Origin of the sequence: Chachezhania sediminis, assembly GCF_009765275.1 — a bacterium.
GTDB classification, from domain to species: Bacteria; Pseudomonadota; Alphaproteobacteria; order Rhodobacterales; family Rhodobacteraceae; genus Chachezhania; species Chachezhania sediminis.
The window spans coordinates 93,328-118,645 of the sequence record NZ_VOPH01000002.1 but is presented as its reverse complement, the minus strand read 5'-3'; the positions used below and the strand labels follow the sequence as shown (position 1 = coordinate 118,645).

Genomic DNA, 25,318 nt, shown 5'->3' with positions numbered 1-25,318 from the left:
ACGGGCCGGGAAGCGGCAATGAAACGGGGATACGACATGACTGGCCTTCTTCGCAGTGCCGCCGCCGTTCTGGCCGTGATCGGTTGGGCCTTTGGCGCGGCGCCCGGGGCGCAGGCCCAGACGCCCCTGCTGATGGGCGAGACCAGCACCGTCTACCAGCGCGTCCTGACCCGTCCGGCGGCCGGCCTCTACGATGCACCTGGCGGGCGGGCCCTGGATGCCTATGCCGCGTTCCAGCCCTTCTATGTCTTTCAGCGTCAGGATGGCTGGGTCCAGGTCGGCCCGTCCGCCGCGCGTCCGCCCATCGGCTGGATGAAAGACGATCAGGTCGTCGACTGGAAGCACAACATCATCGCCGCCTTCACCAACCCCGCGGGCCGCAGCCGGCAGTTGGTGATCGACACCGAAGACGACCTACGGGCCCTGATGGCCGAAGAAAACCTGGCCGCGATCGAGGAACGGCTGGTCGCCGAAGCCTCGGCCGGGACGGTGGACGGACAGTTCGGCGTGGTCAGCGTGGAACCCGCGGAATACGTGAACATCCGCGACAGCCTTTACGTCATGCCGATCCTGGATTTCGTCGAGGACCTGCATCCGCTGAACTACGAAGACATCCTGCTGATGCAGATCGCGTCCATCAACAAGGACGAGGAACGGCTGCCGGTCGAACATCCCGTGGACGAGGATGACCAGTTCGACGTCGGCATCGTCTTTGTCCTCGATACCACCTCGTCCATGCGGAACTATATCGAACGGACGCGGAAGGTGCTTCAGGACACCGTCCGCCAGATCGCGGGGACCGATATCGGCGGGTTGGTCAATTTCGGCGTCGTGGGCTTTCGCGACAATGTCGATGCGGTGCCGGAAATCGGCTATCGGACCAAGATCCTGGCGGACCTGAAGCGCCGCACGGACGAGACCGAGGTGCTGAACGCCCTGGCAGAGGCGACGGAGGTGACGACCGTCAGCACGCCGGGTTTCAACGAGGACAGCCTTGCGGGCGTCGAGGATGCCATCGACCTGATCGACTGGGACCAGCTGAAGACGAACGGCGATCCGATCAACGCGCGGTACGTGATCCTGGTGACCGATGCCGGCCCAAAGGACGTGCGCGACCCGAATGCCCGGTCCGCCATCAGCGCGCTGGAACTTCAGGCCGAGGCCGAGGATCGCAACATCGCGCTCATGTCGCTGCACCTGAAGACGCCGGGCGGGTCCGGCACCCATGACTATGCCGCCGGCGCTTATCGCCAGCTGTCGCGCTTTGCCGGACGCGAATTCTATTTCCCCATCGAAGGCGGGTCGGAGCAGGCCTTCGAAGGGGTCGCGAACCGGCTGGTGACGGCGATCACCGATCATGTCCGCACGTTGCAGGGCGAAGAGGCCGTGCTGGACGAATCCGAGGTCGACGAGAACCTGAAGGGTCTGTTCAAGGCTGCCGAACTGGCGTGGCTGGGCGCCAAGACGGGGGCCAAAGCGCCGGATGTGATCACCGGCTGGGTGTCGGACAAGGCCATCGAGGCGCCGCAAACCCTGGCTTTCGAACCCCGCCTTCTGGTCTCCAAGAACGAGATGGCGACCATGGCGGAGGTGCTGGACCGGCTGATCGGCCTGGCCGAACAGTCGCGCGGCGCGGACGACATGCAGACCTTTTTCGGCCAGGTGCAGGGCGTCATCCAGCAGGCGGTCACCGACCCCCAAAGGCTGGCCGAGGTGAACGACCAGACCGTGGGCCGGTCGCTCGAATACCTGACGCGGCTGCCGTACAAGAGCCAGATCCTGCAACTGACCGAGGACCGGTGGCTGCAAAGCGCGATGATGCGGCGCGGGATCATCGACGGGATGCGCCAGAAGCTGACGCAGTACCGCAAGTGGCTGTTCGATCCTTCGGCCTGGACAGAACCCTACGAAGGCGCACCCGATGGCGAATATGTCTTCGCGATGCCCTTCGAAGTCCTGCCGTGACGGCGCCACGGCTGGCCATCGCGGACCTTTCGGTCGGCGCGTCGGACAGCGACCGCAGTTTCCGGCTGGAGATCAACAGGCTGGAGATCGCGGCCGGAGAAGTTGCGGGGATCCAGGGTGCAAGCGGCACTGGCAAGACCATGTTGCTGGAGGTGCTGGGCCTGTTGCGCCGCCCCGATCCGGGCAGCACCTTCGCCCTGACGACGCCCGGCGGAACGGTCGACCTGGCGGCCATGTGGACGAAGCCGGGGATCCGGGTCGCAGCGCCCGCGCTGCGCGGCCGGCACTATGGCTTCGTCCCGCAATCCGGTGGCCTGCTGCCGTTCCTGTCCGTCGCCGACAACATTTCGCTCAGCCAGAAGATCGCGGGCCGGGTGGATGCGGACTGGCAGGCAGACCTTGAAACGCTTCTGGGCATCGACCGTCTGCGCAGGCTGCGGCCCGATGCGCTGTCCATCGGCCAGCGTCAGCGCGTGGCCGTCGCCCGCGCGCTGTCGCACCGGCCCGATATCGTGATCGCCGACGAACCCACCGCCGCGCTGGACCCCGAAAATGCCGCCGGCGTGATGGAACTGCTGATCCGCGCCGCGCGCGGGGGCGGAGCGGCCGTTGCCATCTCCTCCCACGATCTGGACCTCTTGGACCGTTTCGCGATGCGCCGCTTCCGGCTGGAGCTGGCGCCGTCGCAAGATCCGGCCCATGTGGTCAGCCAGTTGACGGAAATGCAGGGGGAGCAGGCATGAAGCTGGTCGTCCTTCTGGCCCTGCGCGATCTGGCGCATCAGAAGATCCACCTGATCTGCAATATCGCGATCCTTGCGGGGGTGCTGGTGCCCTTGCTGGTGCTGTTCGGGGTCAAGAACGGCGTCTATGACGCGATGATCGGCCGGCTGCTGTCGAACCCGGCAACGCTTCAGATCGATACGGCGGGGAACGAGAATTTCTCGGCTGCGGATGCAGAAACCGTGCGGTCGTGGTCGGACGCGGGCTTCGTCACGCTGAAGACCCGCAGCCTGTTCGACTACGTCAATGTCCGCCCGGTCGGCGGCCGGGAAAAGCGGGATGCGCTGCTGATCCCCTCGGGCACAGGCGATCCCAACCTGCCGGCGGGGTTGGTGATGGGCCCGGACGACGTGGCGATCAGCGCCACGCTGGCGCAGCAGTTGGCCATTGAACCGGGAACGCAGATCCAGATCTTCACACAGGCCGACGACCGTCCGCGGCAGCTGGCGCTGACGGTGAACGTTGTCGCCGTCCTGCCGCCGGATCGCTCCGGTGGGAGAAACGTGCTGGCCGGCATCGACGTGCTGGATCTGGTCGAGGCGTTCTATGATTCCTATGCCCTGCCGGACCACGGGATCACCCAGGGCCGTCCGCTGGAACAGCGGGCCCCGGTCTTCGAAGGGCTGCGCGTCTTTGCCCGCGACCTGCAAAGCCTGGCCGGTCTTCAGGCCCGCATGGAACGCGAATTCGCTGTCCGGACCGAAGCACAGACCACCCAGGTCGAGGCGATCCTGAGCCTTGGCCGGAACCTGAACCTGGCGCTTCTCTTCACCACGGCGGTCGCGGGCATCGGGCTGGCGGCGGCGCTTATCTTCGGCTTCTGGGGTGAGGTCGCGCGCAAGCGGCAGGTGCTGGCGGCGCTGGCGCTGCTGGGGATCGGCGGCCGGTCGCTGTGGCTGTTCCCGGTGGTGCAGGCGCTGGCGTCCGGAGTGCTGGGGCTGGCCTTTTCCTTCGGCCTGTTCCGGATCGCGGGCAGCGTGGCCGAACGCCTGTTCGACAGCGGCCTGACCGAGGCGGGGGGCCTCGTCTCCCTCGGCTTCGCCCAGGGCGCCACCATCGCCCTGCTGGTCCTGGTCTTCGTCACCGGCGCCTCGTTTTTCGCCGCGCGGCAGGCCGGGCGCACCGACCCGGCCGAGGTGCTGCGGCAGGGGGTGACATGATCCGCAGCGTCGCAATGGCATTTTGCCTGCTGGCCTCCACCGCCGCGGCGCAGGATACCGGGCTGGCCGACCCCTGGCCGCCGGAACTGATCGACCCGGCAGCGGTGATCGGGGATGCAGCCCCGGCGGACCTGATCCTGCCGATGCCTTGCGGCGGCGGCATGGCTTTCCAGAAGGTCGCGGTGCCCACGGATGTGGACAACCCGCTGGCCGACCGGCCCTTTCGCATGGGCCAGTCCGGCAGCGACACGGGCTTTTCCGACTATCTGAAGCCCACTTACCTGCGCGGCGCCTTCAACGATCACGATGCGGGCGCGTCGGTCTACTATGTTGCGCGGTACGAGATGAACGAGGCGCAGTACCGCGCCCTGACCGGCAATTGCACCGCACCCTTCACCCGCAAGGACCAGTTCGCCAAGGGCGACCTGACCTGGTTCCAGGCGGTGGACCTGATGCGGGTCTATACCGAATGGCTGCTGGCCCATGCCGGCGACGCGATGCCGTCGGAAGGGGACCGGACCGGGTTCCTGCGATTGCCGACCGAACCGGAATGGGAATTCGCCGCGCGGGGCGGAATCAAGGCGGATCAAGGCACCTTCGTCGCCCGCCGGTTCTATGCCGACGGCAAGATGTCGGACTTTGCCCATTACCAGGCGCCGGGACAAGGGCGGGGCAAGTTGCGTCCCGTGGGCATCCGCAAGCCGAATCCCCTGGGGCTTTACGACATCTACGGCAATGCCGAAGAGCTGATGCTGGAACCCTACCGGCTGAACGCCATCGGCCGCGCCCATGGCCAGACCGGCGGGCTGGTGACGCGGGGCGGGTCCATCGATACCGAAGAGGCGCAGATCTACACCGCGCAGCGCCGTGAATACCCGATGTTCAGCGCCGCCACGGGATCGGCGCTTGTCGGCCCCTTCTTCGGCATCCGTCCCGTGATCTCGGCCCAGATCGTCACGGACGCGAATTACGACCGGATCCGGGGCGAATGGATCGCCGAGGCCGATGGCGAGGCCGGGGCCAGTACCGATCCGCTGGGCGCCCTTGCGATGATGCTGGAGGCAGAGGTCGACCCCCGCCGCAAGGAGTCCCTTGGCGCGTTGCAGCTGGAATTCCGCCGCGCGCGAGAAGAGGCGCAGGAATCGCTGGCCCAGGCGGCCAAGTCCACGCTGCTGAGCGGGGCGGCCTTCGTCGACACGCTGGTCGAGGACAGCGCCGAAATCTCGCGCCTGCAATATGCGGCCCTGGGCCTGCGAGACCTGGCCAAGACGGCCATCGGCGATCAGCGGGCCGACTTCATGCGGCAGTGGATGGATACGAACGAACGGATCGACGGTCTGCGGTCGAACCTGCGGACCTACCTTCTGTCCTATCGTTCCGCGCTGGAGACGCTTGCCGACGATATCCCCCCAGACCAGCGCGAGGCGGCCTTCCAGACGCTGGGCCGCGACCTTGCCGGATCGGGGCAGTCGCAGCTGATGGAACGGGTGAACAGCTTCTGGGAAGACCTGACCCTTTACGAACAGTCCCCGGACATGGACGAGGTGCAGCTGCTGCAGATGGCCATCGACGGGACCTGACCCTAGGTCGGTGGGCCCTTCCGCGTCGGCATGTTGGGCGGCAGCTGCGGTTTTTCCTCGACCTCCTCCACCGGTTCCGGCGTCGTCGGGGGGGCGGGTTTCTGGAAGGTTACCCGATCCGAGTCGATGGCCGTCCTCTCGGCGCCGGGATCGAAGCTGGCCGAGATATAGGGGCGTTTCCTGCCACCGCCGGGCTTGTCCGCGGCTTCGACCAGCGAATGGAAATGCACCGTCTGGCCCAGGAAGTCGGTGAAATCGCCCACCGGCGCCTCGCCCTGGTTCGGGATGGTCTGCCAATGCTGCAACAGATCGTTGGCGGGAACCGTCACGACCTCGCCCAGAAGGCTGCGGCCCAGGAAGGTGCCGTCGGTGGACGGGTTGGTCGTGCCGGAAAAGCGTGCGCCAGGGACCAGCGCCCGCAGTGCCGCATTGGCGCTGACCTGGAAGGCCGCGTGATCGGCGCCGATCAGGATGCCGCCGCCGGCCCGCCCGATGGCCGCGACCTGATTCACAAGAAGGCCGGCATTGGATCCGTTCGGGCCGGGAAACGTCGTCCAGCGGTCATAGTTCACGTGGCGGATGTTCAGCGTGCCGTCCAGCATGATCGCCCGGTGCCCGCCGGCATAGAAGGATTTCAGCGCTTCCAGGTCGGCCTTGCTGAACCGGCTGCGCCGTTCGGTCAGGTCCAGCACGACGACGTCATAGTTCTGCCCGATCAGTGCGCGGGCCAGGTCTCCGCCCCGGCGGTGGATGCCATAGGTCACCCGGAACAGGGCGCCGTTGTCGTACTTGTCCAGGTAGGTGGCCATCGCCTCGCGGTGATGGGCACGCTTGAACGTGCCTTCGTCCGGGTTGGCGTTCCACCACAGGACCGCGAAGGGACCGTTCTGCGCCCATGCCGCGATCGGGGACAGCCCGCCCAGAAGCAGGACCAGCACAGCGGCCAATATTACCGGGAACCTGAATGTCATGAACCGTCCTGCACCGGTATGGACCCGCAATCCTGCCGATCATAGGGCCAGATCGGTCAAAGGCAAAGGGCAGGGGGCGATCTGCCCGAACTGTGGCCCTGATCCGTCGGCCCGTCGTGACAGGGGGCCGGGAGAGCCGGGGGCCGGTATCGGGCAAGCGACGGGCCCCTTCGATTGACGTGCAGGCCAATCGCGGTCAGGTTCGGACACAGCCGAAACCGACCGGACGACCCCTGGGATGCGCGCCTTTCTGACCTTGGCCCTGCCTGCCGCCCTGCTGGCTGTCGTCGTAGCGGTGGCGGCCTTCCTGCTGCTGGAGCCCTGCGCGCTGAACCTGGCGGTGCTGGAGCGGTACGGCATCTGTCGCCCCAGCTCTGAAACCCGCGCCGAGGCGCGGCTGGTCGAACTGGAGGTCGAGCGGATCGCGCTGGAACGGCAAGTCTATGCGCTGGAACGCGAGCTGTCTGGCGCGCAATGCGTGGCCACGACCCCTGACCCGCAGCGCCCGCTGATGCCGCAGGGCTGGGACAACGAGGTCGTCCAGATGCTCTATGGTTGCTGGGATGTGTCGCTGGATTACCAAACCCGCGATGTCGATACGGACGGGGTCATGGGCTATACCGAATGGCAGATGTGCTTCGATGCGCAGGGCAACGGTCGCCAGATCATGCGGGACACGACCGGGATCGTCTGCGAGGGCCCGGTGAAGGCGAATTTCTCGCAAGGCAACCTGGCCCTGATCGAGGCCGATAACCTGCCCTGCGGCGATGGGGGCTATGTTCACCGGCGCGAGATTTCGTGCCGTATGACGGACGAGGGCAGCGCCGTGTGCTCCACGCTTCAGCCTGAAGCCGGCGGCGCCGCCGACGTGACGCTGGCCCGGCGGGACCTGAACTAGGCCGCCTAGTCCCGGCCAGGGTAACGGGCCTGCCCGGCCGCCGGGCGACGTTCCCGGGGCCCGCCCTTTCTGCCTCGGGTGTCCGGTCTCCGAAGGCTGGACAACCCTGCAAACATCCTTTGACGCAAAAATGAAAACGGCCCCCATCGGGGCCCCTGGGCGGATTCAGCATCTGTATGCGGCGGGACATGCGAGATCGCGATGGGCCCCATATCTGGTCCGTAGCGCTCTGCGCCTCTGGAAAATTGGCATAAGGCCAACCGGCAGCCATCAGACATCCGCGGCTCGCCCATTGCGGAGGTTCAGGTAAGCGCATTCAGCGGCCTGTCCATAGGCCCGAAACCTCTGTGCCGGATCGCCACTTGCGTCACGGAAGCGAAGCACCTAGATAGATTGCTAGCCATATAATGGCTGACTATATTAATATGGCCAATGGAGACCAAGATGAGCACGATCTATTCCACCACGGTGACGGCAGTTGGCGGACGCGCGGGCACGGTCAAAAGCGACGACGGGCTGCTGGAACTGAACCTCAGCCTGCCCAGGAAGCTCGGCGGCAAGGAAGAAGCCACCAACCCCGAACAACTGTTCGCGGCCGGCTACGCCGCCTGTTTCGGCAACGCGGTCATCCACGTGACGCGCAACAAGGAAAACAAGATCAAGGATGACGATGTCGCCGTGATCGCCACGGTCGGCATGGCCCCCAACGGAAGCGGCGGGTTCGGCCTGACGGTCGCGCTTGACGTCACCATCGCCGGCGTCGATCAGACCACCGCCGAGGAGATCGTTGCCGAGGCCCACAAGGCCTGCCCCTATTCAAATGCGGTCAGTGGGAATATCGATGTCGAACTGTCCGTAAAGACCAGGTAGAACTCCCATGGCTGAATCGAGCGACGATCCCCTGCGGCTGGCTAATCAGGTCTGCTTTCCGCTTTATGCGGCGACCAACCTGCTGCAGCGGCTGTATCGCCCGTTGCTCGCGCCATTGGGGCTTACCTATTCGCAATACCTGGTGATGCTGATCCTTTGGGAGCGCGCGCCGGTGACCGTTGGCGAAATCGGCTCCTGCCTGCATCTCGACAACGGTACGCTGACGCCGCTCCTGAAGCGCATGGAACGAGGCGGCTTCATCACCCGCAGCCGCGACCCGCGTGACGAGCGTCGGGTACTGGTCGCACCGACACCTCAGGGTCTGGAGCTTCGCACGCAAGCGCTCAGGATACCTGAAGACCTTGCGCAGAGAATTGCCCTCGGGACGGGAGAAATCGACACCCTGCGCAACTCCGTGGTGTCGCTGGTGCACCATCTGGCCGATGACCTCGACAGAGGAAAGGAAGGCAGTGGCGGCGCGGAAGCTCGATAGCCAGGTCGCGTCCGCCCCGACCATGACCGCAATCGCCAGGACGCAGCATCGGTGACCGCCGATGGCAGCAGAAGTCCGCGCTAGACGTCACAGAGCGAGAACGCAGTTTCCCACGCAGCCATTGGAAATTCTATCGCACTGATATCAAGACAGATATCTGGCGGCTTGTACGGCTATCGGCGCGATTGGCGGGGAGGGTGCGCCTCCTGCATGTTCGGACTCTGTCTCGCGCGATAGCGATGGAAACAGGGCGCAGTCTTGGCGGAGCTGCGAGTCAGGCCATTGGAAAAGCGAGGAAATTTACGACCGAACCGAAATCGGTGCGGTTCGCCCGACCAGAGACGAGCGGCAATTCAGAGACGGAGATCGCTGTGGACCGCCGTCTCAGCGGTTCGCACCCATACGGAAAACGCCTTTGAAAACAGGAGAAATTCTGCTTCGGACGGGCCGTCTGAACGGGTTCGAAAGGGTGATGGTGGCGGAGGAAGTGTAACAAACACCGAACTCTCTCCCGTGTCGATGGCTTCAGCGCGGGATCGCAGCCAAAACCTGCGCATCAACGAGGGACAGAAACACGGTCTTTAGTTAGAAGAGACGCTCGGCCCGCCCTGACCATCATCCGCTCCCAACTGGCGAACGGCCACCAGAAGCTCCTCAATTGCGTGCTCTGCGGCCGCGAGCTTCACAGCCACCATCAGATCCTGCCGTCCCGCCAGCGCAAGGAATGTTCCCAGCACTTCGTCGGAGTGTCGGGCCAGCGAGACCAGGTGGCTACCGCTCGGACCGTACCGTCCGGCAAACCAATTCTTGACTGTCTTCTCGTTCGCCCCGGTCCAGGACGAAACGACCTTCGCCCCCGCCCTGCTGTCGCCGAGTGACCTGCGCAGCGCCGCTGCGATTTCGTCGGTGAACCCGTCCTCGGATTGCTGCCGACCGTTTCCACCATACCCATTTTCTTTCGGAAAGAACTTGCCCTTTTTCGGAAACGACATTCCGGCCTCCATCGCTTTACATGGATCGGAGGGATTCAGCCCTGGATTCAGTCGGTTCGGATGGATTTGCCAGCAAGACCGAGGAGATGCATGTGTGAGCGGTCGATCTTCGACCATTTCCTGCAAGAGCGACGGTGCGCCAGAGATGGACGTCCCAGCAGTCGCCTATGTGCGGATGTCAACCGATCACCAGAAATACTCGACCGAGAACCAGCTGGACGTCATCCGCAGCTACGCTGTCGCCCGCGGCTTGCAAATCCTGCGCGTGTTCGAGGACTCCGGGCGATCCGGGCTGCGACTCGACGGCCGGGAGGCGCTGCAGAACCTCATGGCCGACGTCCAGTCCGGCCAGGCCGAGTTCAAGGCAATCCTCGTCTATGACGTCAGCCGCTGGGGCCGATTTCAGGACGCCGATGAAGGCGCCTATCACGAGCATGTCTGCTCTCGTGCAGGGATCCGGGTGCATTACTGCGGCGAGCAGTTCGAGAACGATGGCAGCATCGGCTCGAACCTGCTGAAGACCGTCAAGCGGGTCATGGCGGGCGAATACAGCCGCGAGCTGTCGGTGAAGGTCTTCGCCGGGCAGTGCCGCTTGGTGGAACTCGGCTATCGCCAGGGCGGCGCGGCGGGATACGGGCTGCGGCGTGTGCTGATCGACGAGCACGGCAACCCCAAGGGCGAACTGTCGCGCGGCGAGCAGAAAAGCCTGCAGACCGACCGCGTGATCCTCTTCCCCGGCCCCGAGGCGGAACAACTGGTCGTCCAGCGCATGTACGAGATGTTCGTCAACGAGGGGCGCGCCGAGCGCGAGATTGCGGAGGTCCTGAACGCCGAAGGACACCGGACCGATCTTGACCGCCCCTGGACGCGAGCGACGGTGCACCAAGTGCTGACCAACGAAAAATACATCGGGAACAATGTCTTCGCGAAGGTATCCTTCAAGCTGAAGCAGCGCCGCGTGGTGAACCCGCGCGAGATGTGGATCCGGGCCGAGGGCGCCTATCCCGCCATCGTGGACCAGGCGCTCTTCCTGCGTGCACGGGAGATTGTGGATGCCCGCAGCCGCCATTTCTCGGACGAGGAACTGCTCGACGCGCTGCGCGCGATCCTCCAGCGACAAGGCATGCTGTCGGGCCTGATCATCGACGAGGAGGACGACCTGCCGTCCTCCAGCACCTATCGCAGCCGCTTTGGCAGCCTTCTGCGCGCCTACCGGCTGATCGGCTACGAGCCGGATCGCGACTACAGCTACATCGAGGTGAACCGGGCGCTGCGGCAGGCGCATCCGCAGGTCGTGGCCGAAATCATCGCCGGGGTCACGCGGTGCGGCGGGCGGGCTGTGCAGGACCCGGATACTGACCTCGTTCGTGTCAACGACGAGTTCACCGTGTCCATCGTGCTGGCCCGCTGCACGGCGACGGCGGCCGGGTCGCTGCGCTGGCGCATCCGTCTCGACACCGGCCTGGTTCCCGACATCACGATCGCCGTGCGCATGGACGAGGTCAACGAGGCGCCGCGCGACTACTACGTGCTGCCCAGCATCGACATGGACTTAGGGAAACTGAAATTCGCCGAGCAGAACGGGCTCGCGCTCGATGCCTACAGGTTCGACACGCTCGATTTCTTCTACGCGCTCGCCTCGCGGGCCAGGATCGCGGAGGTGGCGTAATGCCCGACGATACGGAGCCGACTGGCCAGAAGCAGGTGACCCTCATCCCCTGTGACCGGATCAGGATCCTCAACCCTCGCGTCCGCAACCGTCGCACCTTCGAGGCGATGGTGGAGAACATCGCACGCATCGGCCTGAAGCGCCCGATTACCGTGGCGCCGCGTGCCGGGACTGATCCGCAGGAGTATGACCTCGTCTGCGGTCAGGGCCGCCTCGAGGCCTTCGTCGAACTCAAGCAGGACAACATCCCGGCCATCGTGATCGAAGCCGACGAGAGCGATTGCCTTATCATGAGCCTCGTCGAAAACTGCGCGCGGCGGCAGCACAACCCCATCGACCTGATGCGCGAGATCGGCGCGCTCCGCCAGCGCGGCTACAACGACCGCCAGATCGGGGAGAAGATCGGGGTCTCGACCGAATATGTGAACATGATCGCGGGGCTGCTGGAGAAGGGCGAGGAACGCCTGGTCTCAGCCGTGGAAACCGGAGTCCTTCCGCTGAACCTTGCGATCCAGATCTCCAGGACCGACGCGAAGGGCGCGCAGAAGGCGCTGATGGACGCCTACACACAAAACAAGCTGCGGGGACGAAAGCTGGCGCTCGTGCGCCGCCTGATCCAGCAGCGCGAACTGCGCGGCCCGCAGATCAACAGCAACCCGCTCGGACGCAAGCCTCCGAAGCGGACGCTGACCAGCGAGGGGCTTGTCCGGGCGTATCAGCAGGAAGCCACGCGCCAGAAGCTGCTGATCAAGAAGGCAGAGCTCACCCAGAGCCGGCTGATCTTCGTGCGCGAGGCCTTCCGCAAGCTCTGCGCGGACGACCATTTCATGACCCTGCTCAGAGCCGAGGGGCTCGAGACGATGCCCGCCGATCTCGCGCGGTCAGTGGCTGACGGAGCACCGGCATGAATCGCGACGCTCGCGACACCCCGAAGAGCGTCACGCTCGGGTTCGAGGACGACTGCATGACCCTCGCCATAGACGCGATCCTGCCGCTCCGCGCCCTCGGGAAGTCCGCGAAATCCAGCCGGAAATACCGCCAGATCGTGGCCTCCATCGCCCAGATCGGGATCGTCGAGCCGCCCGTCGTTGTCCGAAATCCGGACGAGTCCGCGACCTGGCTGCTGCTCGACGGGCACCTGCGGATCGAGGCGCTGAAGGAGGCAGGCGAGAGCGAGGTGGAATGTCTGGTCTCAACCGACGACGAGGCCTTCACCTACAACCGCCAGGTCAGCCGACTCGCGCCGATCCAGGAACACAAGATGATCCGAAAGGCGATCGAGCGCGGCGTTCCCGAAGAGAAGATCGCGCTCGCGCTTGACCTCAACCTGAGAAGCATCCGCCGCAAGGCACGCCTGCTCGACGGTATCTGCGAAGAAGCCGTCGCGATCCTGAAAGACAAGCCGTGCACGAACGCCGTGTTCGATGCGCTGCGCAAGATGAAGACCATGCGCCAGATCGAGGCGGCCGAGCTTCTGGTCAACGCGAACAACTATTCCGTCGCCTACGTGAATGCGATCCTGGCAGGAACGCCGCAGGCTCAACTGGTCGAGTCCTCCAAGCCCAAGAAGGTCAAGGGCATCACCCCCGAGGCCATGGCGCGCATGGAGCAGGAACTGGCCCGCCTTCAGGAGGGCATCGCTTCCATCCAGGACACCTACGGCCAGGATCATCTGCATCTGACCGTGATCAAAGGATATGTCGGCAAGCTGCTCGGGAACGCCCGGGTCGTGCGCTATCTGGCGCAGAACCATCCCGAGTTCCTTGGAGAGTTTCAGACCATCACCGAGATTACGCCGGCAGAGGCCGCCCAGGCCGAGTAGCGGCCCGTAGGCCAACGATGGGGACCCGGACCCAACACAAGCGCGGGGACCGCGGGGGGTGCCGGACTGTGGGCCGGATCGAGCGCGGCGGTGGGGATGGCGGCGAACCCGCTCGGAGCCCACCAGGCCGGGTCGAACTTTCGCGGCCGCGCGGCCGCGCGGCCGCACCCGCGGTTGCGTCAAACTTCGGGCGTGTCGAGTCGTGGCTCAACGCGCAAATCCCGTCCGCCGCCAACGCTGTGCCATCCACACGCGCAAATCGTCCGAGGAAGGGCTGGAGCAGGAGTTCAACAGCCTGCATGCCCAGCGAGAGGCCTGCGAGGCGTATATCGCCAGCCAGCGTTCCGAGGGCTGGGTGCTGGTCCGCGATCAGTACGACGACGGCGGCATCTCGGGCGGAACGCTGGAACGGCCCGGCCTCAAGCAGCTTCTGGCCGACATCTAGGACGGCCTGATCGATGTGGTGGTCATTTACAAGATCGACCGCCTGTCGCGGTCGCTGATGGACATCTCGAAGCTGGTCGAGGTCTTCGATCGGAACGGCGTGACCTTCGTTTCAGTAACGCAGTCCTTCAACACGACGACGTCCATGGGGCGGCTGACGCTGAACATCCTGCTCTCGTTCGCCCAGTTCGAGCGTGAGGTCACGGCCGAGCGCATCCGCGACAAGGTCCGCGCCTCCCGCATGACGGGCATGTGGATGCACCAGCGCCAAGGCCCGGTGATCGGCCGGCACGGAGCCGTCCTTCTGTCCGCCCTGCGCCTTCGTCTCGGACTCCGTCACCGGATTATCTCGCGAACGGGACGAACCCGTGAATGCGGCAACCCATTGAAAATGCGAGGACGTTTTGCGTCGTCCCGTGACCGTCGAGGGGCGCTCAAAGAGAGACACGGGCCATTCGGAGACCCGTTCTTGGCCAAGCGCCCAGTCTCCGAAGGGCGGAAGGCCCTGCCAACGCCCTTTGAAACAAAAAGAAAAAAGACCCCAATAGGGGCCCTTAGACGGATTCAGCGTTGAGGTGTGGCGGGGAGACAGGGATTCGAACCCTGGGGACGCTTTCACGCCCAACGGTTTTCAAGACCGCCGCATTCGACCACTCTGCCACCTCCCCGAAGGTGTCGGCCCAAGGGGCCCTGATCGTCACCGGCCCGATCTAGACAGGGCCCAAGGCCATGGCAAGGAATTTTGGTGGCTCCTTCACGGCGGGACGGCAGGGGGGGTCAGGTCACGACGCGCAGGGTCAGGTTCAGCCGGCCGCCCTTGGGCAGAAGCCGGGACGAGCCGAAGCGGATCCGGTCCACGCCGTGATAGGCCAGCCGCGCTTCTCCCCCCATGGTGACCACGTCGCCAGAGTTCAGCCAGACCGATTCCGTCGGCCCGCCTCGCCGGTCCCCGCCCATCCGGAACAGTCCGTCGTCGCCCAGCGAGATCGACAGGACGGGATAGGAGAAATCGGCCTCGTCCTTGTCCTGGTGGAGGCCCAACTTCGCCTCGCTGTCGTAATAATTGACCAGGCAGCATTCCGGCATCCGGTCTCCATCGCCCAGGCTGCGCCAGATCTTCAGGACGGGTTCGGGGATCGCGGGCCAGGGCGCGCCCGAAGGGTGATGGTCGATGTAGCGATAGCCGGCCGCGTCCGAGAACCAGCCGCATTGCCCGGCGGATGTCATCCGGACGCTCATCTTCTTGCCGCGCGGGGTCGCCGGGCGGTAGAGCGGCGCCGCCTTCAGCACCGGGCGCAGGGCGGCGATCAGCTCGGCCTGGGCGGCGGCGTCCAGCCATCCTTTCCAGATCCGGAAGCCGCGGATCGTCAGCGGGGTCACGGTCATCGGCGGGCCTTCGGGGCAGGGCAAGGGAAACGAAGTGGAAACAGATGTTCCATATGGCGTGCAGGCAGGCTTTAAAGGCGTCCAGAATCGTAAAATCCGGCGTTGAAGGCCGGTTGCAGCCCATCGGGGCGCCCCCTATATACGCCCAGACGCGCGCCAGTGCAGCCGCCTTTCCACCGCCCGAACCGGGCACGGGGGACGACACGCAGGGTCAGCGCACCGCAGTCGGGGCGGGGATGCCGTAACGGGTCTTCCGTCTCGGGATATCGCCTTGAGCTAAAAGGGATCGAACAATGGGTAAAGTTATTGGCATCGACCTCGGCACCACGAACAGTTGTGTCGCGATCATGGACGGTTCTGCCGCCCGCGTGATCGAAAACTCCGAAGGGGCGCGGACCACGCCCTCGATCGTCGCCTTCACCGAAGAAGAGCGTCTGGTCGGTCAGCCGGCAAAACGCCAGGCGGTCACCAACCCGGAAAACACCATCTTCGGCGTCAAGCGCCTGATCGGCCGTCGGATCAACGACGAGTACGTGGCCAAGGACAAGAAGAACCTGCCCTTCTCCATCGTCGACGGCGGCAATGGCGACGCATGGGTGCAGGCCCGCGGCGAGAAGTATTCGCCGTCGCAGATCTCGGCCTTCATCCTGGGCAAGATGAAGGAAACCGCTGAAAGCTTCCTGGGCGAAGACGTCACCCAGGCTGTCATCACGGTTCCCGCATACTTCAACGACGCCCAGCGTCAGGCCACCAAGGACGCCGGCAAGATCGCCGGCCTGGAAGTGCTGCGGATCATCAACGAACCGACGGCCGCCGCCCTGGCATATGGTCTGGACAAGGAAAACACGCACACCATCGCGGTCTATGACCTTGGCGGCGGTACGTTCGACGTGACCATCCTGGAAATCGACGACGGCCTGTTCGAAGTGAAATCCACCAACGGGGACACGTTCCTGGGCGGTGAAGACTTCGACATGCGGATCGTCAGCTACCTGGCCGACGAGTTCAAAAAGGAACACGGCGTCGACCTGACCCAGGACAAGATGGCCCTGCAGCGTCTGAAGGAAGCTGCCGAAAAGGCCAAGATCGAACTGTCCTCCAGCCAGCAGACCGAGATCAACCAGCCCTTCATCTCGATGGGCAAGACCGGTCAGCCGCTGCACATGGTCATGAAGCTGACCCGTGCCAAGCTGGAAAGCCTGGTGGGCGACCTGATCAAGAAGTCGATGGACCCCTGCAAGGCGGCTCTGAAGGATGCCGGCATCACCGCGGCCGACGTGGACGAGGTCGTCCTGGTCGGCGGCATGACCCGCATGCCCAAGGTCGTGGAAGAGGTTACCAAGTTCTTCGGCAAGGAACCCCACAAGGGCGTGAACCCGGACGAAGTCGTCGCCATGGGCGCCGCGATCCAGGCCGGCGTGCTGCAGGGTGACGTGAAGGACGTGGTCCTGCTCGACGTGACGCCGCTGTCGCTGGGGATCGAGACGCTGGGCGGTGTCTTCACCCGTCTGATCGACCGGAACACGACGATCCCGACGAAGAAGTCTCAGGTCTTCTCGACCGCCGAGGACAACCAGAACGCCGTGACGATCCGGGTGTTCCAGGGCGAACGTGAAATGGCCGCCGACAACAAGATGCTGGGTCAGTTCAACCTGGAACAGATCCCGCCTGCGCCGCGCGGCATGCCCCAGATCGAGGTGACCTTCGACATCGACGCCAACGGCATCGTGTCGGTCGGCGCCACCGACAAGGGCACCGGCAAGGAACAGAAGATCACGATCCAGGCCTCGGGCGGTCTGTCGGACGAGGACATCGACAAGATGGTCCGCGACGCCGAGGACAACGCTGAAGCCGACAAGAAGCGTCGCGATCTGGTGGAAGCCAAGAACCAGGCTGAAAGCCTGATCCACTCGACCGAGAAATCGATCGAAGAGCACGGCGACAAGGTCGACCCCTCGACCGTCGAAGCGATCGAGCTGGCCATTGCCGCGCTGAAGGACGAGGTCGAGTCGGACAATGCCGACAAGATCAAGTCGGGCATCCAGAACGTGACCGAAGCCGCGATGAAGCTGGGCGAGGCCATCTACAAGGCCAGCCAGGAAGAGGGCGAGGCCGAACCGAAGGCGGCGGATGCCGGACGGTCCGACGATGACGATATCGTCGACGCCGACTTCGAAGACCTCGATGACAGCAAGCGCGCTTGACGAATAACCGGGCATGAGGCGGGCCGGTCCGGGATCCGGGCCGGCCCGTTCACGTTCCGCTTTGGAGTGAAATCATGTCGAAACGCGATTTCTACGAAGTGCTCGGGGTCGGCCGCTCGGCCTCGGGGGACGAAATTAAGAAGGCCTATCGCAAGAAGGCGAAGGAACTGCACCCGGACCGCAACGGCAACGATCCGTCGTCGGAAGCCAGGTTCAAGGAGTGCAACGAGGCCTACGAGATCCTGAAGGATGCCGAGAAGAAGGCTGCCTATGACCGCTTCGGTCATGCCGCCTTTGAAGGTGGTGGCGGCGGACCGCGTCCCGGTGCGGGCGGGTTTGGACAGGGCGATTTCTCGTCCGCGTTTTCGGACGTGTTCGACGACCTGTTCGGCGACTTCATGGGCGGTGGGCGCGGTGGCGCCGGTGGCCGCCGGGCGGCGCGCGGGTCCGACCTGCGCTATAATCTGCGGGTGTCGCTCGAAGACGCGTTCAACGGTGTGCAGCGCACGATCAAGGTGCCGACCGCGGTGGCCTGTTCGTCCTGTGAAGGCACCGGCGCCGAAGGCGGTGTGCAGCCGACGTCGTGCCCGACCTGTTCCGGCATGGGCAAGGTGCGCGCGCAGCAGGGTTTCTTCACGGTCGAACGCACCTGCCCGACCTGTTCGGGCCTGGGCCAGATCATCAAGAACCCCTGCAAAAGCTGCAATGGCGCGGGCCGTGTCGAACGCGAACGCCAGCTGTCGGTGAATATCCCCGCCGGCGTCGAGACCGGGACCCGCATCCGCCTGGCCGGCGAGGGCGAGGCCGGGATGCGCGGTGGGCCGCCGGGCGACCTTTACATCTTCGTCGAGGTCGAAAAGCACGACCTGTTCGAACGGGACGCCACGAACCTGTATTGCCGTGTGCCGGTGTCGATGGCCAAGGCCGCTCTTGGCGGATCCATCGAGGTGCCGACGATCGACGGTGGTCGTGGCCGGGTCCAGATCCCGCCGGGCAGCCAGTCGGGCCGCCAGATGCGCCTGCGCGGCAAGGGCATGCCGGCTCTGCGCGGCGGTGCCCCGGGCGACATGTATATCGAGCTGGCCGTCGAGACGCCCGTGAATCTGACGGCCCGCCAGAAGGAGATCCTGAAGGAGTTCGAAGAACTGAGCGAGGATAACCATCCGGAAGAAAAAAGCTTTTTCTCCTCGGTCAAGTCCTTCTGGGATAGCATGAAAGGGTGAGGCACGCCTGCGAAGGTTCCGCTGGGACCTTCGCAGTGCCGAACGACGCGTCCTGAATTCGCCCCGGTGCGGCGATCTCACCGACGGATGCGCGATGCTTCGGGTCTTTGGAACCAGAAAACGCCCTCTCCATCCCGGAGGGGGCGTTTTCGTTTCCGAAGCCCGTAGCCGCCCGGAAACCCCCTTGACAGACTCATGATAAGTACGCCAATAGTAAGACATCTTACTAATAGGGACAGGCGGCTGGCGCGAGTCGATGGCCGGACCCGACGGAGGAACGTCATGACCGACTTACCCATCCTGATTGCCGGCGGCGGCATCGGCGGATTGGCCGCAGCCTGTGGCCTGGCGCGAAAGGGGCAACGCTCCATCGTCGTGGAACAGGCCCCGCAACTGGGCGAGATTGGCGCAGGGATCCAGATCGGACCGAACGCGTTCCACTGCTTCGATTATCTGGGCGTGGGCGACGAAGCACGGTCCAAGGCGGTCTATATCGACGCGCTGCGTCTGATGGATGCCCAGACGGCCGAGGACATCACCCGCATTCCGCTGGATGAACCGTTCCGCAAGTTCTATGGCAACCCTTACGCCGTGGTGCACCGGGCCGACCTGCACGGCGTGTTGCTGAAGTACTGCGAAGACAGCCCGCTGGTCGACATCCGGACCGATCACGCCGTCACCGGGTACGAACAGGACGAAAGCTCTGTCACGCTGCTGTGCCGGGACCGGGATCCGATCCGGGGCAAGTTCCTGATCGGCGCCGAAGGCCTGCGGTCGCCCATCCGCCAGCAGATGATCGGTGATGGGGAGCCGCGGATTTCCGGGCACACGACCTATCGGTCGGTCATCCCGACCGAACAGATGCCCGAAGACCTGCGCTGGAACGCGGCGACGCTTTGGGCCGGGCCCAAGTGCCACATCGTCCACTACCCGCTGAAGGGCTGGAAGATGTTCAACTTGGTCGTCACCTACCACCGCGACGTGCAGGAGGCGATTGCCGGCCGTCCGGTGTCCAAGGAGGAGGTGGCGCAGGGTTTCGAACACATCCACCCCAAGGCGCGCCAGATCATCGAACACGGCGACAACTGGAAGCTTTGGGTACTGTGCGACCGCGAGCCGATCTCGAACTGGGTCGACGGGCGTGTGGCGCTGCTGGGCGATGCGGCGCATCCGATGCTGCAGTACTTTGCGCAAGGAGCCTGCATGGCGATGGAGGATGCCGTGGCGTTGTCCCACTGCGTCGAACATTTCGGCGACGATACCGAAGCTATGCTGCAGCGCTATCAGGACATGCGTCGGGTGCGCACGGCGCGGGTGCAGATGAACAGCCGCCTGATCGGCGAATACATCTACCACCCCGACGACGCCAAGGCGGCGGTCCGGAACGAGGTCATGCGCTCCATGTCGCCCGACGACTGGTATCAGCAGCTGAAGTGGATCTATGGCTCGACCGGGCTGGATGGGTCCGACCAGGCGCTGGCCGCACAATAACGAAAAGGAAATCACTACGATGGGTTATGCCTTCGATCCGGCCCCGATCCCGACCATTGCCATTGCCGGCAGCAACGACCGGATCCCGGTCCGGCGGATCTTCTGCATCGGTCGCAACTATGCCGCCCATGCGCGCGAGATGGGCAAGGACCCGGATCGCGATCCGCCCTTCTTCTTCCTGAAGCCCGCCGATGCGGTGGTCGAGGACGGCGCCACGATCCCCTATCCGCCCGAGACGGAGAACTTTCATTTCGAGGCGGAGCTGGTGGTGGTCATCGGCACCGGCGGGACCAATATCCCGGAAGAACAGTCGCTGGACCATGTCTGGGGCTATGCCGTGGGCAACGACCTGACCCGCCGCGACCTGCAGTTGAAGGCGCGCGAACAGGGCCGCCCCTGGGATCTGGGCAAGGGTTTTGACCGGTCCGCCCCCATCGCGCCCGCGCATCCCGTTTCGGCCGTGGGTCATCCCGCCAGCGGCGCCATCACGCTGACCGTCAACGGCGAGACAAAGCAGCAGGCCGACCTGGCCGAATTGATCTGGTCCGTGCCCGAGATTATCTCGATCCTGTCGCACTCGATGGAACTGATGCCGGGCGACCTGATCATGACCGGCACGCCGGCCGGTGTCGGCCCGCTGGCCCCCGGGGACACCTGTGTCGTCACGGTCGAGGGCCTTGGAACGCTGACCACCCATATCGGGCCCCGGGCGTAAGCCCCGACCCATCCCAAGGGAGGAGAATTCATGAAGGACGACAAGGGTCATTCGATGCAGCCCGAGGATACCCCGGAGCTGCGCGAGCTTTACGCCGGCTTCGAGAAGCTGTCGCTGATGCCGCTATGGACCCAGCTGGGCGACCTGATGCCGGTGCACCCCAAATCGAACGCCGTGCCGCATGTCTGGAAATGGGCGGACCTTCTGCCCCTGGCGGAAAAGTCGGGCGAACTGGTCCCCGTCGGTCGCGGCGGCGAACGCCGCGCGCTGGGGCTGGCCAATCCGGGGCTGGCGCCGAACGCCTATATCTCGCCGACGCTCTGGGCCGCGATCCAGTATCTGGGCCCGCGGGAAACCGCGCCGGAACACCGCCACAGCCAGAACGCGTTCCGCTTCGTCGTGGAAGGCGAAGGCGTCTGGACCGTGGTCGACGGCGACCCGGTGCGGATGTCGCGGGGCGACCTGTTGCTGACGCCGGGCTGGCGTTTTCACGGGCACCACAACGACACCGATCAGCCGATGGCCTGGATCGACGGTCTGGACATCCCGTTCTCGCGCCAGAATGACGTGGGCTTCTTCGAGTTCGGGTCGGATCGGGTGACCGACTATGCCACCCCGAATTTCAGCCGGGGCGAACGGTTGTGGGCCTATCCGGGCCTGCGTCCGCTGTCGGGGCTGCAGGACACGGTCTCGTCCCCGCTGGCGGCCTTCCGGTGGGAATTCACCGACCGGGCGCTGACGGAACAGCTGCTGCTGGAGGACGAAGGCCAGCCCGCCACCTTCGGGCCGGGCCATGCCGGGATCCGGTACGTGAACCCGACCACCGGCGGCGACGTGATGCCGACCATCCGGTGCGAGTTCCACCGCCTGCGCGAAGGCACCGAAACGCCGGTGCGGCAGGAGGTCGGGTCGACCGTCTTTCAGGTCTTCGAAGGCCGCGGCGCGGTTGTCCTGAACGGAGAGCTGCGGAAGCTGGAAAAGGGCGACATGTTCGTGGCGCCCAGTTGGATCCCGTGGTCGTTGCAGGCGGAAACGCAGTTCGACCTGTTCCGTTTCTCGGATGCGCCGATCATGGAGCGTCTGGGCTTCATGCGGACTAAGGTCGCCGGTCAATGACCCAGGTCGACGATGCCGCGCGCGCGCAGTTGCGGGCGCGGCAGGGTGCGGGTGCGCGCTACGACGCCGAGGCGGCACCCCACGACGACCTGTTGCTGGCCCGCCGCGGCACCGCCTATTTCGCGCGCTTCCTGAACGCGCTGCCGGATGCGGACCTGACCGGCCCGTCCCTGCGCGACGGCTGGACCCGGGCGCATGTGGTGGCCCATGTCAGCTATCACGCGCGTGCCCTGGCGCGCCTGATCGCCGGTGCGCGGTCCGGGGTGCCGGGGACCATGTATCCGTCTGTCGCAGCCCGCGATGCCGAGGTCGAGCTGGGCGCAACCCTGCCGCCCCGTGCGCTGCGCAGCCTGTTCCAGCATTCCGAGATCCACCTGAATGTGGAATGGCGGGACATGGACGATAGGGCGTGGGATGCGCCCGTCACCTTGCTGGACGGTTCCGTCATTCCGGCGCGCGGCACGCCGCGGCTGCGCGCACACGAGATCTGGACCTTGGCCGTCGATCTGGGCAATGGGGGACGGCTGGCGGATATTCCGCCAGTGTTTCGACCCTAGGCTGACGGGGGACCGGGGATGGCGCTGGAAATCCACAACATGGCCGGGCACCTGATCCGGCGGCTGCACCAGATTTCGACCTCGGTTTTCCAGGCCCATGTCAAGGAGGCCGGGCAGGACCTGACCGCCGTCCAGTACGCCGCGTTGAATGCCGTCAGCGCCAATCCCGGTATCGACCAGGCAACGCTGGCGGGGCTGATCGCCTATGACCGGGCCACTATCGGCGGGGTCGTCGACCGGCTGGAAGCCAAGGGTCTGCTGACGCGCGAGATCCGCGAAGGCGACCGCCGCGCGCGCGAGGTGGCGCTGACCGACCGTGGGCGCGAGGTGCTGGCCGGCATCGTCCCCGTCGTCCGCGCGCTTCAGTCCCAGATCCTGTGTGGTTTGACCGAGGAGGAGCAGGCCGAATTCCTGCGCCTTGCCGCCAAGGCGGCCGCCGCGGGCAACAAGTTCAGCCGGGCTCCGCTGGCCGGTGCCGACAAGGGCCCCGCCGACTGATCAGTCGTGAACGTGGCCTCCGGCCCGTTAACACGCTGTTCACCAGTTTTGCGCCACTCTGGCGCCATGACCAGACGCAACGCCTTCGAAGATGCGGCCCTGCCGCTGTTCGGCTCGGACGAGGCCCAGCCGGTGCCTTTGCCGGAAGGGCGTCTGCCATCCTATATCAAGGATCACCGTGCCCGGCTGCGCGCGCGCTTTCTGGAGGGCGGGGCGCAGGCGATGCCCGATTACGAACTGCTGGAACTGGTGCTGTTCAGGGCCATCCCGCGGCAGGACGTGAAGCCGCTTGCACGCGCGCTGCTGGACCGTTTCGGCGATTTCAACCGGGTGCTGTCGGCGCCGATGCACCAGCTGGTAGAGGTGCCGGGGATCGGCGATTCCGTGGCCACCGACCTGAAGATCCTGGAAGCCGCGGCGCACCGGATGATGCGGTCCCGCGTAATGCAGCGGCCGGTCCTGTCCGGTTGGGACGCTCTGCTGGATTACTGTCATACCGCCATGTCCCACCGGGCGACGGAACAGTTCCGGGTTCTGTTCCTGGACACCCGCAACACCCTGATCGCGGACGAGGAACAGGGCAGGGGCACCGTGAACCACGTCCCGGTCTACCCGCGCGAAATCGCGAAGCGGGCGCTGGAACTTGATGCCACGGCGTTGATCCTGGTCCACAACCACCCGTCGGGCGATCCCACTCCCAGTCAGGCGGACATCGACATGACGGCGCAGGTCCAGTCGGTCTGCCAGGCTCTGGGCATCGCGCTGCACGACCATCTGATCATCGGCAAGTCGCGGGAACTGAGCTTCCGGTCCGAAGGCTATCTTTGACGGTCAGTCGATCCAGATTTCGACCCGGCGGTTCACCTGCCGGCCCCATTCGCTGTCGTCGCAGGCCATGGGCAGCGCTTCGCCGAAACCCGCGACCTCCAGTTCCACCTGTTGCAGCCCGCTGGCCTCGGCCATGGCCACGACCGCATCGCGGACGGCCTGGGCGCGGCCCAGCGATATGGCCCGGTTCGGTTCGGCCGCCCCCTCGCCGTCGCTGAAGCCCGCAAAGACCAGCCTGTGGGCGTCATAGGTCCCTGCCTCCAGCGCGTGGGCCAGTTGCAGGATGTTGCTGCGGGACTGCGCGTCGGGGCGCGCAGACCCGGCCTCGAACCGGAAGGTGGTCGTCAGGCGGGACAGGGGCGCCAGGACCTGCACCATCTTCTGCAGTTCGCGGAGCGAGACCTCTGGTCCGGCCGAGCGGATGGCATTGGCCAGCCTGGTGCCCTGGTCGCCCACGGGAATGCGTTCGGCCGCAAGGTCGACGAAGCCCGCACGCCGGATGACAAGCTGCGCGGCGGCGCTGGTCGTATAGGCCAGGAACTGCCGCGCGACCTGCGGCAGGCGCCGGGCGGGGATATACAGGAACAGCGGCGCGGTCAGCGGATAATCCTCGGTCTTCACCGACCGTCGGGTGGCTGCGATGCCATAGCCGCAGGCGCCGGTCAGCATCAGTGCGCGGGCGGCGCCGACATCGGCAAAGCTGGCCAGGCCGATCGCGAAAGGGTCCAACGACACGGCACGGGACAGGGTACGGCTGTCGGGGTGGCGGCGGATATCCGCGGCCAGGGGCAGGTCTGCCGGGACCAGCAGCCGGTCCGTCACGGCCTGGGCAAATCCCGACTGCGCCTCGGGCAGGTGCAGAACGATGGGGGCGTCGGGACCGCCCAGGTCCTGCCAGTTGGCGATCTGCCCGGCGAAGACCTGGGCCAGGGCCGGGACGGAAATCGCGCGCACCGGGTTTTCGGGCGAGACGACCGGCACCATCGCATCCAGCGCCAGCACGCGGCTTCTGTTCGCTTGGGTCATGTCGCCCATGCCGGCGTCGTGGGCAAGCGTCCGTTCCGTGGGCCGGATTTCGCGCGTGGACATGACGATGTCGGCCTCGTCCGCCAGGAGGTCGGCAAAGCCTTCATCGCTGTTGGTCACCCGGAAGGAAAAGGTCGCGACCGGCGTCTTAGGATCGGGGGTCGACAGGGCATAGGTGAAATCCGCCGACTCGCCCTGTGTCCGGTCGGTGTCATAGCCGTTCCGCAGCGCAAAACCTTCGATCAGGGCGGGCAGCAGCACATCGGCCATGCTGGCCGCTCCGGAAAAGCCGATGCGGGCGACGAATCCGGTCAGACTGGGGCAACCCGGCCCGTCGCAGGTCACGCCCGATCCGTCGACCGTCAATTCGCCGAACATCGTGTCCAGCCGATAGAATTCGCCGTCGAAGCCCAAGAGCGTGCCCGACAGCTCTACCGCCCCATCGCGCGAGGTCAGCGTGACGTCCTGCGCCAGTGCGGACGTGGCGGGAATCGTCAGCGCGCCAAGAAGTGCGGCCAGCCGGGCGGCGCGGGGGAAAAACATGAAAACCTGTCGGATCGTCACCTGTCACCGGCGATCTTCCGACGTGCCCGCCCGGGGTTCAACAAAAGAGCGCGCCCGAAAGCCG

At 65.3% G+C, this 25,318-nt stretch carries 22 protein-coding genes, 1 tRNA gene and 1 pseudogene; 19 read left to right on the top strand and 5 right to left on the bottom strand.

What is annotated here, in order from left to right:
* Window positions 1–36: 36 nt before the first annotated feature.
* Genes FQK05_RS05565 through FQK05_RS05550 form a run of 4 tightly spaced genes read left to right on the top strand, consistent with a single transcriptional unit; the run spans window position 37 to window position 5,487 of the window.
* On the top strand, window positions 37–1,965 hold the full coding sequence (locus FQK05_RS05565) for a vWA domain-containing protein (protein WP_158964923.1): 1,929 nt from the start codon (window positions 37–39) through the stop codon (window positions 1,963–1,965).
* Window positions 1,962–2,708: an ABC transporter ATP-binding protein gene (locus FQK05_RS05560; protein ID WP_158964922.1), complete on the top strand. Its 747-nt coding sequence runs from the start codon at window positions 1,962–1,964 to the stop codon at window positions 2,706–2,708. Before FQK05_RS05565 ends, FQK05_RS05560 begins: the two co-directional genes overlap by 4 nt.
* The gene (locus tag FQK05_RS05555; RefSeq protein ID WP_158964921.1) at window positions 2,705–3,907 is read left to right on the top strand and encodes an ABC transporter permease; all 1,203 of its coding nucleotides are present in this window, start codon (window positions 2,705–2,707) and stop codon (window positions 3,905–3,907) included. The genes FQK05_RS05560 and FQK05_RS05555 overlap by 4 nt, the downstream gene beginning before the upstream one ends.
* Window positions 3,904–5,487, top strand: coding sequence for a formylglycine-generating enzyme family protein (locus FQK05_RS05550; RefSeq protein ID WP_233270390.1), 1,584 nt, complete (start codon window positions 3,904–3,906; stop codon window positions 5,485–5,487). Before FQK05_RS05555 ends, FQK05_RS05550 begins: the two co-directional genes overlap by 4 nt.
* A gap of 2 nt (window positions 5,488–5,489) precedes the next feature.
* Here the strand turns inward: FQK05_RS05550 and FQK05_RS05545 are convergent, their stop codons facing one another.
* Window positions 5,490–6,458 carry a hypothetical protein gene (locus FQK05_RS05545; RefSeq protein ID WP_158964920.1) on the bottom strand — a complete coding sequence of 323 codons (969 nt, stop codon included), beginning with the start codon at window positions 6,456–6,458 and terminating at the stop codon, window positions 5,490–5,492.
* Window positions 6,459–6,696: 238 nt separating this feature from the next.
* On the opposite strand from FQK05_RS05545, the gene FQK05_RS05540 reads away from it, so the two are divergent.
* The 3 genes from FQK05_RS05540 (at window position 6,697) to FQK05_RS05530 (ending at window position 8,719) form a co-directional block, all read left to right on the top strand.
* A complete protein-coding gene (locus FQK05_RS05540; RefSeq protein ID WP_158964919.1) occupies window positions 6,697–7,356 on the top strand; it encodes a hypothetical protein in 660 nt (219 codons plus the stop codon).
* Window positions 7,357–7,800: 444 nt separating this feature from the next.
* Window positions 7,801–8,226 (top strand): organic hydroperoxide resistance protein, encoded by a 426-nt coding sequence (locus FQK05_RS05535; protein WP_158964918.1) that lies wholly within the window; start codon window positions 7,801–7,803, stop codon window positions 8,224–8,226.
* Window positions 8,227–8,233: 7 nt separating this feature from the next.
* Window positions 8,234–8,719, top strand: a complete 486-nt coding sequence (locus tag FQK05_RS05530) for a MarR family winged helix-turn-helix transcriptional regulator (RefSeq protein WP_158964917.1) — start codon at window positions 8,234–8,236, stop codon at window positions 8,717–8,719.
* 581 nt (window positions 8,720–9,300) lie between these two features.
* Here the strand turns inward: FQK05_RS05530 and FQK05_RS05525 are convergent.
* Window positions 9,301–9,711: a hypothetical protein gene (locus FQK05_RS05525; protein ID WP_158964916.1), complete on the bottom strand. Its 411-nt coding sequence runs from the start codon at window positions 9,709–9,711 to the stop codon at window positions 9,301–9,303.
* A gap of 145 nt (window positions 9,712–9,856) precedes the next feature.
* Here FQK05_RS05525 and FQK05_RS05520 point away from each other — a divergent pair, with 145 nt between their 5' ends.
* From FQK05_RS05520 to FQK05_RS05505, 4 genes and pseudogenes are all read left to right on the top strand, one after another.
* The gene (locus FQK05_RS05520; RefSeq protein ID WP_158964915.1) at window positions 9,857–11,380 is read left to right on the top strand and encodes a recombinase family protein; all 1,524 of its coding nucleotides are present in this window, start codon (window positions 9,857–9,859) and stop codon (window positions 11,378–11,380) included.
* Window positions 11,380–12,288, top strand: a complete 909-nt coding sequence (locus tag FQK05_RS05515; protein WP_158964914.1) for a plasmid partitioning protein RepB C-terminal domain-containing protein — start codon at window positions 11,380–11,382, stop codon at window positions 12,286–12,288. The genes FQK05_RS05520 and FQK05_RS05515 overlap by 1 nt, the downstream gene beginning before the upstream one ends.
* Window positions 12,285–13,202, top strand: coding sequence for a plasmid partitioning protein RepB C-terminal domain-containing protein (locus tag FQK05_RS05510; RefSeq protein WP_158964913.1), 918 nt, complete (start codon window positions 12,285–12,287; stop codon window positions 13,200–13,202). Before FQK05_RS05515 ends, FQK05_RS05510 begins: the two co-directional genes overlap by 4 nt.
* A 202-nt stretch (window positions 13,203–13,404) precedes the next feature.
* Window positions 13,405–13,905 (top strand): annotated as a pseudogene (locus tag FQK05_RS05505) (recombinase family protein); the annotation flags it as partial.
* A 319-nt stretch (window positions 13,906–14,224) separates the two neighbouring features.
* Here the strand turns inward: FQK05_RS05505 and FQK05_RS05500 are convergent.
* Together FQK05_RS05500 and FQK05_RS05495 are read right to left on the bottom strand one after the other, a co-directional pair.
* Window positions 14,225–14,314, bottom strand: a tRNA-Ser gene (locus FQK05_RS05500).
* A 109-nt stretch (window positions 14,315–14,423) separates the two neighbouring features.
* The gene (locus FQK05_RS05495; protein ID WP_158965970.1) at window positions 14,424–15,026 is read right to left on the bottom strand and encodes an alpha-ketoglutarate-dependent dioxygenase AlkB; all 603 of its coding nucleotides are present in this window, start codon (window positions 15,024–15,026) and stop codon (window positions 14,424–14,426) included.
* Between the two features lie 299 nt (window positions 15,027–15,325).
* Between FQK05_RS05495 and dnaK the strand changes: the two genes are divergently transcribed.
* From dnaK to radC, 8 genes are all read left to right on the top strand, one after another.
* Window positions 15,326–17,236, top strand: coding sequence for a molecular chaperone DnaK (dnaK, locus tag FQK05_RS05490; protein WP_158964912.1), 1,911 nt, complete (start codon window positions 15,326–15,328; stop codon window positions 17,234–17,236).
* Between the two features lie 74 nt (window positions 17,237–17,310).
* On the top strand, window positions 17,311–18,459 hold the full coding sequence (gene dnaJ / locus FQK05_RS05485) for a molecular chaperone DnaJ (RefSeq protein ID WP_158964911.1): 1,149 nt from the start codon (window positions 17,311–17,313) through the stop codon (window positions 18,457–18,459).
* Between the two features lie 282 nt (window positions 18,460–18,741).
* Window positions 18,742–19,950, top strand: a complete 1,209-nt coding sequence (locus FQK05_RS05480; protein WP_158964910.1) for a 3-hydroxybenzoate 6-monooxygenase — start codon at window positions 18,742–18,744, stop codon at window positions 19,948–19,950.
* Window positions 19,951–19,969: 19 nt separating this feature from the next.
* A complete protein-coding gene (locus FQK05_RS05475) occupies window positions 19,970–20,665 on the top strand; it encodes a fumarylacetoacetate hydrolase family protein (RefSeq protein ID WP_158964909.1) in 696 nt (231 codons plus the stop codon).
* 30 nt (window positions 20,666–20,695) lie between these two features.
* The gene (locus FQK05_RS05470; protein ID WP_199252606.1) at window positions 20,696–21,781 is read left to right on the top strand and encodes a cupin domain-containing protein; all 1,086 of its coding nucleotides are present in this window, start codon (window positions 20,696–20,698) and stop codon (window positions 21,779–21,781) included.
* Window positions 21,778–22,338 carry a maleylpyruvate isomerase N-terminal domain-containing protein gene (locus FQK05_RS05465; protein WP_158964908.1) on the top strand — a complete coding sequence of 187 codons (561 nt, stop codon included), beginning with the start codon at window positions 21,778–21,780 and terminating at the stop codon, window positions 22,336–22,338. Before FQK05_RS05470 ends, FQK05_RS05465 begins: the two co-directional genes overlap by 4 nt.
* A gap of 18 nt (window positions 22,339–22,356) precedes the next feature.
* Entirely contained in the window at window positions 22,357–22,836 is a 480-nt protein-coding gene (locus tag FQK05_RS05460; RefSeq protein ID WP_158964907.1) for a MarR family winged helix-turn-helix transcriptional regulator, read from the top strand.
* 66 nt (window positions 22,837–22,902) lie between these two features.
* Entirely contained in the window at window positions 22,903–23,664 is a 762-nt protein-coding gene (gene radC / locus FQK05_RS05455) for a RadC family protein (RefSeq protein WP_158964906.1), read from the top strand.
* Between the two features lie 3 nt (window positions 23,665–23,667).
* On the opposite strand, the gene FQK05_RS05450 is transcribed toward radC, so the two are convergent.
* A complete protein-coding gene (locus FQK05_RS05450; RefSeq protein ID WP_158964905.1) occupies window positions 23,668–25,233 on the bottom strand; it encodes a phosphate ABC transporter substrate-binding/OmpA family protein in 1,566 nt (521 codons plus the stop codon).
* Window positions 25,234–25,318 lie beyond the last annotated feature (85 nt).

Excerpts from the sequence above, each read along its gene's own strand:
- FQK05_RS05515 (WP_158964914.1), top strand. The coding sequence starts at position 11,380 with ATGCCCGACGATACGGAGCCGACTGGCCAGAAGCAGGTGACCCTCATC.
- dnaK (WP_158964912.1), top strand. The coding sequence starts at position 15,326 with ATGGGTAAAGTTATTGGCATCGACCTCGGCACCACGAACAGTTGTGTC.
- FQK05_RS05520 (WP_158964915.1), top strand. The coding sequence starts at position 9,857 with ATGGACGTCCCAGCAGTCGCCTATGTGCGGATGTCAACCGATCACCAG.
- FQK05_RS05460 (WP_158964907.1), top strand. The coding sequence starts at position 22,357 with ATGGCGCTGGAAATCCACAACATGGCCGGGCACCTGATCCGGCGGCTG.
- FQK05_RS05545 (WP_158964920.1), bottom strand. The coding sequence starts at position 6,458 with ATGACATTCAGGTTCCCGGTAATATTGGCCGCTGTGCTGGTCCTGCTT.
- FQK05_RS05555 (WP_158964921.1), top strand. The coding sequence starts at position 2,705 with ATGAAGCTGGTCGTCCTTCTGGCCCTGCGCGATCTGGCGCATCAGAAG.
- FQK05_RS05540 (WP_158964919.1), top strand. The coding sequence starts at position 6,697 with ATGCGCGCCTTTCTGACCTTGGCCCTGCCTGCCGCCCTGCTGGCTGTC.
- FQK05_RS05470 (WP_199252606.1), top strand. The coding sequence starts at position 20,696 with ATGAAGGACGACAAGGGTCATTCGATGCAGCCCGAGGATACCCCGGAG.
- FQK05_RS05530 (WP_158964917.1), top strand. The coding sequence starts at position 8,234 with ATGGCTGAATCGAGCGACGATCCCCTGCGGCTGGCTAATCAGGTCTGC.
- FQK05_RS05465 (WP_158964908.1), top strand. The coding sequence starts at position 21,778 with ATGACCCAGGTCGACGATGCCGCGCGCGCGCAGTTGCGGGCGCGGCAG.
- FQK05_RS05535 (WP_158964918.1), top strand. The coding sequence starts at position 7,801 with ATGAGCACGATCTATTCCACCACGGTGACGGCAGTTGGCGGACGCGCG.
- FQK05_RS05480 (WP_158964910.1), top strand. The coding sequence starts at position 18,742 with ATGACCGACTTACCCATCCTGATTGCCGGCGGCGGCATCGGCGGATTG.
- radC (WP_158964906.1), top strand. The coding sequence starts at position 22,903 with ATGACCAGACGCAACGCCTTCGAAGATGCGGCCCTGCCGCTGTTCGGC.
- FQK05_RS05475 (WP_158964909.1), top strand. The coding sequence starts at position 19,970 with ATGGGTTATGCCTTCGATCCGGCCCCGATCCCGACCATTGCCATTGCC.
- FQK05_RS05510 (WP_158964913.1), top strand. The coding sequence starts at position 12,285 with ATGAATCGCGACGCTCGCGACACCCCGAAGAGCGTCACGCTCGGGTTC.
- FQK05_RS05525 (WP_158964916.1), bottom strand. The coding sequence starts at position 9,711 with ATGTCGTTTCCGAAAAAGGGCAAGTTCTTTCCGAAAGAAAATGGGTAT.
- FQK05_RS05565 (WP_158964923.1), top strand. The coding sequence starts at position 37 with ATGACTGGCCTTCTTCGCAGTGCCGCCGCCGTTCTGGCCGTGATCGGT.
- FQK05_RS05550 (WP_233270390.1), top strand. The coding sequence starts at position 3,904 with ATGATCCGCAGCGTCGCAATGGCATTTTGCCTGCTGGCCTCCACCGCC.
- FQK05_RS05450 (WP_158964905.1), bottom strand. The coding sequence starts at position 25,233 with ATGTTTTTCCCCCGCGCCGCCCGGCTGGCCGCACTTCTTGGCGCGCTG.
- dnaJ (WP_158964911.1), top strand. The coding sequence starts at position 17,311 with ATGTCGAAACGCGATTTCTACGAAGTGCTCGGGGTCGGCCGCTCGGCC.